8 protein-coding genes and 1 pseudogene are annotated in these 13110 nt (G+C 35.4%); 1 reads left to right on the top strand and 8 read right to left on the bottom strand.

The genetic code is table 11. From position 1 onward, the window contains the following. Nucleotides 1–11 precede the first annotated feature (11 nt). The 3 genes from CSR02_RS13545 to CSR02_RS17095 all read right to left on the bottom strand — a co-directional run bounded on the left by CSR02_RS13545 (nt 12) and on the right by CSR02_RS17095 (nt 918). A complete protein-coding gene (locus CSR02_RS13545) occupies nt 12–485 on the bottom strand; it encodes a hypothetical protein (protein WP_099541998.1) in 474 nt (157 codons plus the stop codon). 2 nt (nt 486–487) lie between these two features. Continuing rightward, nucleotides 488–655, bottom strand: coding sequence for a hypothetical protein (locus CSR02_RS16665; RefSeq protein WP_167384151.1), 168 nt, complete (start codon nt 653–655; stop codon nt 488–490). A 137-nt stretch (nt 656–792) separates the two neighbouring features. Next, entirely contained in the window at nt 793–918 is a 126-nt protein-coding gene (locus CSR02_RS17095; RefSeq protein WP_244177015.1) for a transposase, read from the bottom strand. Between the two features lie 247 nt (nt 919–1165). Here CSR02_RS17095 and CSR02_RS13550 point away from each other — a divergent pair, with 247 nt between their 5' ends. Further along, nucleotides 1166–4000 (top strand): glycosyltransferase, encoded by a 2835-nt coding sequence (locus CSR02_RS13550; RefSeq protein ID WP_167384152.1) that lies wholly within the window; start codon nt 1166–1168, stop codon nt 3998–4000. 282 nt (nt 4001–4282) lie between these two features. Here the strand turns inward: CSR02_RS13550 and CSR02_RS17100 are convergent. From CSR02_RS17100 to CSR02_RS13575, 5 genes and pseudogenes are all read right to left on the bottom strand, one after another. After that, nucleotides 4283–5222: pseudogene (locus tag CSR02_RS17100) on the bottom strand (transposase). A gap of 188 nt (nt 5223–5410) precedes the next feature. Next, entirely contained in the window at nt 5411–5773 is a 363-nt protein-coding gene (locus CSR02_RS13560; RefSeq protein ID WP_099542000.1) for an adenylyltransferase/cytidyltransferase family protein, read from the bottom strand. A 428-nt stretch (nt 5774–6201) separates the two neighbouring features. Next, nucleotides 6202–7143, bottom strand: coding sequence for a hypothetical protein (locus CSR02_RS16370; protein ID WP_143225596.1), 942 nt, complete (start codon nt 7141–7143; stop codon nt 6202–6204). A gap of 1167 nt (nt 7144–8310) precedes the next feature. Then, nucleotides 8311–11529, bottom strand: coding sequence for a CDP-glycerol glycerophosphotransferase family protein (locus CSR02_RS13570; protein WP_099542001.1), 3219 nt, complete (start codon nt 11527–11529; stop codon nt 8311–8313). Continuing rightward, a complete protein-coding gene (locus CSR02_RS13575) occupies nt 11492–11992 on the bottom strand; it encodes a hypothetical protein (protein WP_099542002.1) in 501 nt (166 codons plus the stop codon). Before CSR02_RS13575 ends, CSR02_RS13570 begins: the two co-directional genes overlap by 38 nt. Between the last annotated feature and the right edge of the window lie 1118 nt (nt 11993–13110).

The raw sequence follows: 13110 nt of genomic DNA on the forward strand, positions 1-13110 counted from the left end.
CACTCAGCCTCCTATGGAATAATCGGCTTGTTGTGCGTGATCCGGGCTGCAAGGTCATTCCACAGATTAACCGTCGCCAGATTGATGTCGCCTTTTATCGACGAAGGTGACTGAGTGCGGGAGAAAGACGTCAGAGCCATGCGCTCGCCAATCACGAAACGGCCCTGTGAAAATAATACGACTGAAAGCGCCCCTAACCGCCCTTGCTCAACAGGGCGCTTGATAGACACCCGCATATGGGGCGCAGGCACAGCAATAGCGTGAAATGCTCGGAGTTCTGTTTCGCCTACAGGGCATGAAACACTCTGCAAGACTGCATGGCGTAGAACTGAATAGGGATAGCCCGCATACGACCCATCAATATGCAAGAGAATGCCTTCTTCTCCTGCTTTCTTACAGATACTTTCTGTTTCAGTATGTGCGATACATCCACACAGGCTCAGTGTTACCAGAATTGGTAATCCATAACGTACCACCCACTGCATAATTATGTATCCGGCCTTCCTGGTGCAATCCACAGCACGCCATCATGAATGATGGCCTTTCCGCCTCTATAACGAGCGAAGATGACGTGAACCTGAATGGCAGGTAGGAGAATGATTTCTGCGTGGAAAGAAAATTTCTCATCAAAGATCGCATGTGAAGAAAGATGCAAGAACACAATCTTCAACACGTCTATTGAATATAGTTGTCAATGGTATCTACATCCTAGCCAACCTTGCATTAGGATATGTGGCTTCCTCATTCCAAACGTTCAGCTAGGATTTGCCGGCAAATTACTGCACATTTTGCCTAAGCTTCACCAGACGGCCCAACAAACATTATGCTCAACACCAGATACTGACGCTGTTCATCATGATCGTTGATGTTTTTATAACCCAAAATCAGCTTTACGATACGCTGGTTGATCAACATCATAAACGGTACTTTAGAATAAGGTAGGATATACGCCTCTTAGGTTTGCAAATCATTGGCCTGTTTACAAAAATGGTCTCTACCCGGATTCATTCTGTCCCATTAAAACGCGCTAGACACGCCAACCAGATATGGTCGGAAACTCAAGAGCAAGGTTTTTAGAACTGACTTACCTACCTGTTTATGCTATTATATTCGAAATAATTCTTCGAGGTAGATGATGTATCAATTGTTTAACAAAGACTGGTATATGGAAAGATATTCATCTTTATTAAGTTTTCTAGGCATAAACAAAGAAGAATGTGAATATTTTTATAACAATTATGGCTATGCTTTAGCGCATTCTCCCAATGAATTTTTCGACGAAGTATTTTACTTAAAAACTTATAACAAAGTATTAAATCTAATAGAAAAAGGAAAGTTTAAGTCTGGATTTGATCACTTTTGCAAAATTGGATATAAAACAAATGATCCTAATGCAATATTCAGCAATAAATATATTAAAAAATATCTTTTGCAATTAAATGATAATTACGAAATTCCAAATGACATATATGATTTTTATATAAAAAAACTAGATGCTGAATTTGTTCCATGTAGTTATTTCTTTGATCCTTACACATTTGTTGTTAACTGTGATGAAGTGAGAGGTATAAAAAAACCATATTCAACTTATATGAGCCTATATTATACAAAAAATAATATAAAAACCACGGATTTTTTTGATCCAGATTGGTACGCAGAAAATTATGATATAGAAGAAAATTTTTTCTCCCCCATACATCATTATATGATGAATAGAGGGAATTCTTTGTATAATCCAAACAACATTTTTAATGAAAATTTTTATTTGCAAAACAATAAAGATGTTTTGTTTGCCGTCAAAAAAGGCAGCTTTGTTGATGGATATGATCATTATTTAAATTATGGAATGTATGAAAATCGAGACCCGGCGGAAGGAGTTGACGTAAAGAAAATACCGCAAAAAAATTATGTCGATTATCTTATTGATGAACACTTTTTTTTAAGTTATTACCATTTTATTATAGTTGCGAGTGATAAATATAAAAATACACTAAATAATGAATATACGACTAAGCAATTTTTTATTAATACATGCCACGAAACATGTTATGAAAAAATAAAGTCTCATATTGATTTTTCGTATGAAAATCCAAAAATTTCTGTAATAATTGTTGCTCACAACAATTTTGAATTTAATATTAGCGCCTTATATAGCTTAAGAAATACTTACAAAAAAGAAATTCAAGTGATTTTTGTAGATTCTGGATCATTAGATGATACGAAAGAAATAGAAAACCATGTAATTGGAATGAATATTATTAGATATCAGGGTAATGTAGGATTTGTTATTGCATGTAATAAAGCTATCACAATGGCAATATCTGATACTGTTTTACTTTTGAATAATGATGTTGAAATTTTACCGCAAGCGATACAAAATGCATATGACAGACTATATAGCCAACCTTTCATTGGCGCTGTAGGTGGAAAAATCATTAAGCCAAATGGTACATTACAAGAAGCCGGATGTATATTTTGGCGTCAAGGAACGACAAGAGGATATAAAAGAGACGAACTGCCATCAATTCCAGAAGTAAACTTTGTAAGAAATGTTGATTTTTGTTCTGGAGCTTTCCTTCTCATACGAAAAGAAGTTATTAATAAAATAGGCCTCTTCGATGATAATTATATTCCAGCTTATTACGAGGAAAGTGATTTTTGTATCAGGTTGCATCAAGCTGGCTATTCTGTAATCTATGATCCCACTGTAAAAATTTTACATTATGAATACGGTTCTTCTCCATATGGAATGGCAAAAAAATCCTTGCAGAGAAATAAGTTATTTTTCATGCAAAAGAATTCTGAATTTTTGCGGAAAAAGTTTTTTGCATCTGAAGAAAATGAATTGTATGCACGCGATTGTAGAGAAAATTCTCTAAAAATTCTTTATATAGATGATACTTTTCCGTTGCCGTTTCTAGGTTCTGGATTTTCTAGATCTAATGAAATTGTTAATATTATGTCCTCCTTGGGGTTTTTAGTGACAATATTCCCACTTAATAAATCAAAATATAAGTATTATAGTATTAATGATTTTTTTGATGATGCCATAGAATTAATAAGTGATGTTAATTTACATGATTTTGAAAATTTTATTAAAAATAGAGCTAATTATTATGATGTAATTTGGATATCTAGACGACATAATATGGAGAAAATAGAAAAATTATTGAAAAAAATAGCACCTTATATACGCAATACAAAAATAATTTTTGATACTGAATGTATTGCATCTATAAGAGAGTGGAAAAAAGATAATCTACACAACACAGTAGATGGAAAATTAACCGATTACATCACAAGAAATTTAAAGAGCTATTACGCTGCTGATAGTATTGTTTCGGTTAATACATTTGAAAATTGGATTATAAAAAAGTTTCTTCATAGAAAATCTTATATTCTTGGTCATTGCAATAAACTAAATATAACAGAAAATTCATTTGAAAAAAGAAACGGTATATTATTTGTTGGATCTTTGCACAATAGATCATCTCCAAATTATGATTCTGTGGAATGGTTTATTTCTAAAATACTGCCTATAGTTCGTGACCTATTGGGTTTTCCTGTGGAATTTACTATAGTCGGACATATGAATGAAAAAGAAAAATTGAACTTTTGTAAAAAAGATAATAATATAAACGTTATAAGCAACGCAAAAGATTTATATAGATATTATAATACACATAAAGTTTTCATTGCTCCAACACGATTTTGTTCTGGTATTCCATTCAAAGTACACGAAGCTGCTTCATATGGACTACCTATTGTTTGCACAAATACAATACGTAAGCAAATTGGGTGGACAAATAATCAAGATATATTATCTGCTAACAATGAAGAAGATTTCGCAAAATGCATTGTAAGATTATACATGAATATGGACTTATGGAACTTTATACGAGTGAATTCTATAAAACGAATAGAAAAAGAAAACTCTATTAATAAATATAGAAAAAATATACAACATATTATTCTTGATTCCACAAAGAAAGGAAATTAATTCTTCCTATAGAAAGCAATACCTATCCCCTATTCGTACTCGAAATTCTTCTTATTATTGCAGAAACACCTGAAGAAGATGAAAACATAGATACTGTAGAAACCTAGAGGATTGTAAAAGCCGCTAGGTTTTTAAAAAGTACTCTATATTTTCATCCTTCAACATCTAGATTAAAAAGATGGAGCCAGTTGGAGAAATCGAAGGAACCGTTATTGGCGCCCTCGCCCCCTGATTTCAGGTTTCTGCTATACTTATTGACGGTTCTTGGGGCTGATTTTCGCGCTACGTTTTGAGCGGCAGGGGTTTTGTGTTCTGCCTTACGTATCCGACGGGGCTGATCTCCCCGATGAATTGGCAGCGGCGTATATTATAGACGATATTGGCCAGGCCGATCCTCATAGAGGCTTGCATGATCCCAAGTGTGCAGATGAACAATCCCGTCTTTGACTTCTGATCAGCAAAGACATGTTCAACGCGAGATCAGACCAACATTGGATCCCTGGATATGCCGCAGCATGGGTTTAAGCTGCGGCTTTTTCCTGCGAACCTTTGAAATAAAGCCCGTATTTTCTATGAAAGCTTCATTGTGACCTTTGACCGGTAGACCGTGTCGACCCAAACATCAGACGCTGTATTACTGCGGTCAAGCAGCCCTTCTCTCAATCTCGCACTATCACTATCTGCTGCATCTATCACTTTCCATTTCCAGACTAGCCGAAATTTCCGGTCGATGGAAATATGCGATTTACATCAAAAAAAATGAAATGGCGAGATCCGTTGACGGACTTGTCCTGCCAGCCTTTCGGGGGATGTACTCTGCCCGAAGCCCCACCTTCTGCCCTTTGGTATTGTGCTACTTCGGAGCCACTATCAGCATTGCGTCAAGGATCTGACCTGAATCGGTAGATAACCGACGTTCTGTAAATATGGTATCAAACAGATTAAACAGCATTTCGATGACACCAGTCTGTATCAGACGCTCACGAAACAGCTAGAGCGTTTTTTGGCATCTAGCATACGACCCGACAGACCTCACTCCAGAAAACGCATAAAGGATAAGGTGGTTGTTGGCCAGATATTCTGTCCGTTCATCGGAGAGAATATTCTAGGTCTGGATCACTTAGATCTTGAACATCAAAACCGTATCAAATAGTGGACAACCACCTTTGCGCTCATCCGAAATATAGATTGGAGCACTTTGACATCTACCATCGGGAAACACTTTGAACTACTGGCAACGCGCACTTAGACACACCAGATGCTCTTCAATATCAAAAAATCCCAAACCCTTTCATTTGACACGCAAACAACAAAACACATTACTCACGCTATTAACTATATAGCCCGTAAATATAATTTAGTTCACAAAGAATAGCTTCTTTCCACATCTAATGTTAATATTCTTTTTATTTATGTACTTGATATAGATGGAGTTCTTTCTAAGTAAACTACTTTGCAAAAATCGTTCAAAAAATCGAACTCACCTTCCCAGTCACTTCCTATAGTGAAAATATCTACCGAGTATTTCTGAACATCCTTTATTTTCTGTTCCCAATTCCCTTCTGGAATAACCAGGTCAACAAACCTAAGAGCTTCAATATCTTTTTTACGATCTTCGTAAGTGAAAAGAGATTTCTTTCCTTTTAAAAAGTTAAATTCATCCGTAGAAAGACCAACAATAAGACGATCACCCAATTCGGCTGCCCTTCTAAGCAAACGAATATGTCCATAATGAAGGGTATCAAAAGTCCCGTATGTAATAACCGTCCGCATAGCTGCCACCGTTAAATTTCATAAACTCTTAACAATATATTTTTAAAAATTTAATATTACAATTGAAAAATATATATTTTTATCAACAACAGCCACGAATCGGAAAAGCAAATAATTTTCCAATTCGTTACCATATGTTGCATTAAATCGCGTATTTTCAATAAGATAAATTCTTTACTCCAACCGTAGAGCAAACTAACCACAAAGAAACAGAAGAATCGCTTTTTAATGTTTCTTATTCATTTTCAAGTTCGAGAGATGCTAACTAATAGAACCTTGCTACGCCCAAAATCACCAGATACTTACACGCCGCCTATTGAGGAATAGGAGGCGTGTAAGTAGTTGATAAATTAGTCAACCCAATCTTCTATCGACAATTCTCGGAATCACAACATCCACTTGGTTCAATAAATTAATAAATACTGAGCCTAATCTTTTGTGGAATAAACTCCATGAGAATCTTGATATACCCACTTAGCCCGGTACACTTCTTGGGGCAAAATAACTGGCTCTCTGTCGTTAAATTGTAATTTTACATCCTGCTGATGAATCTTTGGACTTCCTGGATATTCAGTCACATACATAAGCTGCCCATTATCATGATTGATTGATAGACCTTTTACGCCAGAAACTGGACGTGAAAAATACGTAGTAGCAACGCGTGTATATGGATTAAACGTATAAATATCAGTTGGTGTTGAAGCAATGATGTTATCCGACAAGTCGTAAACCATATCATGCGTACCTGTTGTCGGAAGTCGGTAATTTGCCTTTGCATGAATTGATGGATGAGGCTCTTTTACTTCTGAAAGAGATACTAATCTAATTCCATGATACCAAGCCACATAATATTCATTCCGTATTCCTTTAACGGGCAAGAATGAATGAGTAGCGCGCATTTGTATATCCGATATAGGCCCTGTTTTTGACCGCGTGAAATCATAAATTTGCACATCACCAGGATGAGATGCACCTTTATCAGTAGTGCTTGAAGAACTAGATACCAGCATTCTGCTCGGGCTTATAAGATCAAGACCATGACTGCGATTAACTCGCCATTGCTTAGCAATACTTCCATCCGAGATGTTAAATAAATATATATCTCTATAAGCAGACACTAGAACTTGGGTACCATCATTTACTATTTCACAAGAATCATAGATATCATGCGCTTTAGCATAACTTGCAGACCATTTTTCCGTGACTGGATTTGTCGAAATGTCATAAATAGCCACTTTAGGAGGAGTGGTACCTTTGTAAAATCCACCACAAGCTAAAACAAGTGTTGTTGCTGCATTAGCCGACAAGGGAACTTGAAAAGTCGCAACACATAACGCCGAAATTGATATAAAAAATGATTTACTAAACATATTTTATCTCCTAATGTTTTTAACATATGGATAAATCTGTCCATATAAAATACATAATGCCCATACCTTTATTATCTTCTGTCATGTAGCAGTCAATGCATATTACCTATGGTGATGCGTAAAACAGCTATTCTGCGTATATCTCTACTGTACGTTTCAACGTGATATGTAAGGTGTATTCCGTATCCATCAATTTATGCCTAATCCCCTATAATCAAGTCACAAACATCTCGAATTACATAACCAATCTTAAATCCAAAAGGGACAGATGCCTTAACTTCTCCAATGACAGACGTTACTAACTTATATTCCCCAATAACTCGTGCTCCGAGAAATATACTAGGTTTTACCTAGGTCACGTTGACACAAGATCTGATACAGAACCTTACAGCAGCAAGATTAAGGAAACTCATGAAGGATAAGACCGTCTTATTGTAGCGGGTTGTGATACGGGGGATCTGCTTAAGTCTATTGAACATCCATTTGATACGGTGGAGATCCCTATAACACTGCTAGCCTATTTTCTGTGGAGCGTTGCGGCCTTTGCATGATGGAATGACCGGCAGGATTCTATGGATCAGCAGATCCTAGCGGAAACTGTCACTATCATATCCCCGATCGGCCAGCATGGCTTTGGGGGTAGGGGCAGACAGTTTCATCAGGAGCGCCTGTGACCTTGCAGCCCAAGACCTATCCTTCTTTTGCACCCGTAACCTATGAATGGGCACGAACCACGGTGCTATCGACCATACGCAGCCAATCATCGGTCAGTTGCAAGCCTACCATGGTTTGCAGCAAAGCATTCTACACGCCTTGTTCAGCCCAGCAGCGAAACCTGACATAGATGGAGTTCCACTTGTTGTAGCGCTCAGGCATGTTTCGTCACGGACAACCGACGTGCAGGACACAAGGCATTCCGTTGAGAAACAGAAGATTATCCTGTGCTGGCCTTAGCCAGAGCCACGTTCAAACTGAAAAAATTTTTGCCGATGGCCTCTTGGGACTCACTGCCCTTAAAAAAGATTGCCATTGTATAAGTCTGAGGAAGAACTATCAATCAACGTCGGTTGCGCCTGAAACTTGCCAACACGATTATTGATCAATAGTTCTTTGAGCCCTCATATACAATAATATGCAAGTCCAAGAATGGACTTGGTGTAATAGAAATTAATGCATTTTAAACACCGATAGCACTTCCTCAGAAAAATTATGCTCAACCATTGGGTCTAAATACTTATTTTTAGCATTATTTGAACAATACTTAACAATACTTTTATCTGAAACTATTTCTTTCAAAGTATCATACCAAAGAATATTGTCTTTTACTAAAAATCCATCATTCTTATCTGATATAATTGTTGGAAATGGTCCAATCATTGATGCTACAGTTACTACACCACATTTAGCTGCTTCCTGTACCAATGTGCTCCCCAAGCATCTATTATAAACATTATCCCTCATAGGAAGAATATTTATATCATAATTCGATATTATATCTCCGTAGGATTTTTTACTCATAGTATCTCGGTCTATAAAATCCGCAGACACATTTTCTTCGAAATATTTTCTGTAATATTTTTTTCCAACAATTGAAAATTTTACATTTTTGAATTCACTAGAAATTCTATTGATAGCATCGCAACATTCCATAAAATCCAAAGGATCAGAGGTATATCCTGCAAAATAGCAAATATTAATATTATCCTCTTCCTTTCTTTCATTACTAATATTGTTTTTGCATGTTTTTGTTGGGGAATAATCCCCAACAAAAACATTTCTGATATTCTTGTTAGAAAGATCTTCCGATAAATTTTTAGAATTCACTGTAACAATGTCAGCTTCGTTCATGCATACTAAACGTTTCTTACGTTCGTTTATAACACGAATTACATCTTCGTCAGAAAGACTACAATAACTAATATCGTTATAATCTATATCCTCCAATATAGATGCTTCTGTATCGTATACTACAGTTGCTCCACCAAACTTTGCCTCCTGTATTAAATCTACTATATTTTTGCTAATGGAAACATTATTCATAAACAAAAAGGAGCATCCACGCACTACATTACGAGATATTTGTTTGTCATTATACATCTCACATATATAACCATTTTTCCGCATAATATGCACAAAACTTAACACTCTGAAAATGTAAGAATCTATATCGTCATGATTATAAACAAAAACTACCTTCCCTTTGGTATTTTTTTCTATAATGATTTCATTATTATATTCTAATATTTTATTATAAACTCTATTGCTGTTTTTGGAATCCATATATTCAAGAAAAATAGACCGCTTTTGATTGTACATATCTCTATCAAAAGTCCCGTTCAGGGCACTATCCAATGACTGTATAAGATCAGGGAATTTGGTCACAACTGGTCCAGGAAAACACCAATCTAAATCGTAAAACATTCCCCTTTCATTTAAATAAGAATCCCGATCAAAGGCAAAACTTATTACAGGCCTTCCCGTCAAAAGGAAGTCAATAAAACAACTTGAATAGTCAGTTATAACAACATCAGAACACCGAAGAACAATCTCTACATTTTTAAAGATGCTCTCAGTTAGGTTTATAAAAGTCTCTCCCACAAAAACCGATCCATATGTGCCAGACGTATCAGCCATATGCTCTCGAATGCCCAAAACACAATTATTCTCTCTTAAAAGAGCCGATAGCTGATCTATTTCATCTTTACTAAAATTATAATATCCATTTTCCTGATCATTTCGAAATGTAGGAGCAAATAGAATTAATTTTCGATCTCTTAAAACATTTTTAAGGTTACATAACTCCTTATAAAAATCAGAAGGCAGGCTTTCTTCTGCACATGTAATAAAATCATGTCTAGGAAGGCCAGTTAACCATACATCATGAAACGTCAAAGGCCAAAAAGCTGCCGTCATGGCCAATCGATCGACATTTGATGCTGATATCACCGCAGAAAGAGATCTATTTTCTTTTTCTGTTCTTTTAGCCAAATGCAATCTATCATTCGAAACATAGTGTATTTTTTTAAGGGGAATTCCGTGCCACAAATTATAAAAATTATGCTTTTGCGGATCTAATTCCCAAAAAACATTAGACTTTATAGTATGCTTCAAGAAAATATGCTTACATCTTGCTATGTAAAAAAGACCTTCTGGGCTTTTTAAAGGCACAACTAAAACATTATTCCCGTCTACTTTTATATTCTTTTTCCTAGAAAAAATAATTTTTTTAATATTAGGGTTATTTTTTACAAATTCAAACATCGCCCTCGTATTGTCATTTAACCCATTATTAAATGCGCAAACTGGAAAACCCCACCAATTGTCATACTTTGGTGCCTCTTCGTCAATTTTCCGGGCAGATAATGTTTTTACTTCTTCTGTTTCCTCAAGAATATTACCATAAAGACTATAATATTTTTCTGAATTTGATGTTCTATATAAATTATTCCTATATATGGATAAATCTTTATCTATCCCTGCTTTTTTGATCTTTCGTTCCCATATTTCTATTCCTGTTTCGTTATAATGATTATTCGATAAAAAATATCTCTTTAAAATAGGAAAGCCATTTGCAATCATATCAAAAGCAAAATTAGTAAATACAGGCTGGAACGGCTCTACCATATTAAAGAAGCACGTAAAATTATAATTTTTAGATATCAACCACCGCGTTAATCCAACTTCGTATCTAGCAATTGTTCTCGCCTTATTTTCTTCCGAAAAAATATTTTCTATAATACTAATAAAATTTTCATCAGACATAATTGTCTTTCTGAAGGCAAGAAAATATGAACCAACTAAAAAGTCATATGGGTCTTGTAATTCAAACTTAGATAAATATTCTTTTTTTACATCTTCGAGAGAAATTTCTTCTTTAACACCTTGCCGATTAATTGTTCTGTACAATCCTTTGGTGCTTTGAAGTCCCCACCAATGGCATTTAGCTTGACTCATAGATGAAAACAAATCATCAAGAGGATGCATTAAATAACAACTATCATTAACGAACAAAAGTTCGTCATATTCTTTAATTTTATCCCATCCTACATATTTTTTCGCCAAAAGACTCCATGATCCAAAATCATATGATCTATGGCGAATTCCCCATGCCCCTTTTACATATGGCTCTATCTTAGAAAATTCTGTATCAAGAACGGGATTATCTGCCATATAATAAATATCGCTAAACTTCGATAGCTCTTTTATATATTCGACAGCTGTATCGTCAATCAAACCATCAGGGTCATACCCCGCAAACAAGCAAATTCTTTTTATATCTTGCGAAGAAATATCTTCTCCGCCAACCAAATGAATTTTTTCTCCAGGCTTTGTCTTTACCTTGTTAATTTCACCTATATATATAATGAATAAGAGGATTATTTTCAAAACATCCTCCCATATTATTTAATGTATACCATACATTATCAAAATTATCAGACGGATTTCTTAGCTCTTTCCACCCATATTTACAATAATGCTTAAATGGATCATATCCAGATGCCGCAACATCAGGATTACTGGCTAAATAATACTCATTACTAAAAACACCTTTTTCGATGCACATTTTCTTTATATCAGAGAAACTATATGGCGTTGTTGCAAAACACTTTCCCTTATTCAAATAATCTATTATAGATGGAATTGTATCATTCTTGATATATACTGATTTATACCAAGAAGCATCAAATTTATCATTCGGATTTCTATTTTCTTTGTAACCAAAGACAAGGTAATGCTTTACAGGGTCTACGCCTGCTTTTTTTATATCTGGGTATCTATTTACATAATAATCAGGATCAAAATTTTCTTTTACATAATCGATCAACAAATCATTTTCAGCAATTGTCATTTCTCTTACCTTGTAATTAGATATATAACTGTGCTCTTATTTATAACAGAAATGTCAATCTTGTGAATACAAAGACATATCGAGAATTCGAAAAATTCCTTGGCATGAGTAGTTCAAAGCTATGATCTAGATATAAAAATTATGATACGAAATAATTGTTTTTTAATGTTGGAAAAATCAGTCTTACCTAAGCGAGCTTAGGGTATATCATCAAACAAGCCTAAGGATTGTGGTGATCAATTAAATAGCCGGTAGAAAAAATGAAATCCTTAAATTGCAGTGGTTTTTTCTCGAAAAAATAATCAATGTAATCTACCATTTCTTGAGCACTTCGATAAGCGGATCAGCGTCACACATCTTATGAGCGATAAAGGGAGGATCGACTCTGCCTTCAGCAGAGGTTCTACTTCCGTAATGTCAGTTCTCTGCCCAGGCATCAGAGAAAGCACCTTCACCTTTCCCGTGGCATTCAAGTTCGCCACGGGGCTGTCCAATAGCCTGATCCGCCCCCTCCATTTATGCGCACCTGCACTATGTTGGTGCGCATGGACAATCATGCTGCTGCATCATCATGTGTGAGAATGCGTGCGCGATAGCGATACGGTACTGCTACCACAAACAGACGGATTAGATGCCCTCTCTCCAACATAACCTTCACGCCATCAAGGATGAAAACATCACAGATCAAAATGAAAGTACAACTATCATTCAATCGTATGTTAACTGACGACATATCCTAGGATCACAATATCACCTATCATTATGGCACCACTTTCATCTCCTAAGAACGGATCAGCGCAACTAGATCATCAACCAAAGCTTCATAAACTCACGCTTTTTGCAAACAATTAAGTTGTTTATTTGGTTATTGCTTAAAGCTTAACGATCCTCAAGAATCCATTCAAATAGATATTTTAGAATTATACATTCACACATCTACACTTACTTTCATCTATGTTCATAATGAAATAACACTTTATATTTTGTATTTATTTTTCAAAACAGAGATCTTTTCCAAGAAAAATTTCTTATTTTCATCTGATGGTACGTATTTTTCAAATTCAGGTATAACTAATCTTATTCTCTTCATGTAAGCTTCAATGACCATATCGTTAAGT

The sequence above is a fragment of the Acetobacter pomorum genome (assembly GCF_002738225.1).
In the GTDB taxonomy this organism is placed as follows: Bacteria; Pseudomonadota; Alphaproteobacteria; order Acetobacterales; family Acetobacteraceae; genus Acetobacter; species Acetobacter pomorum.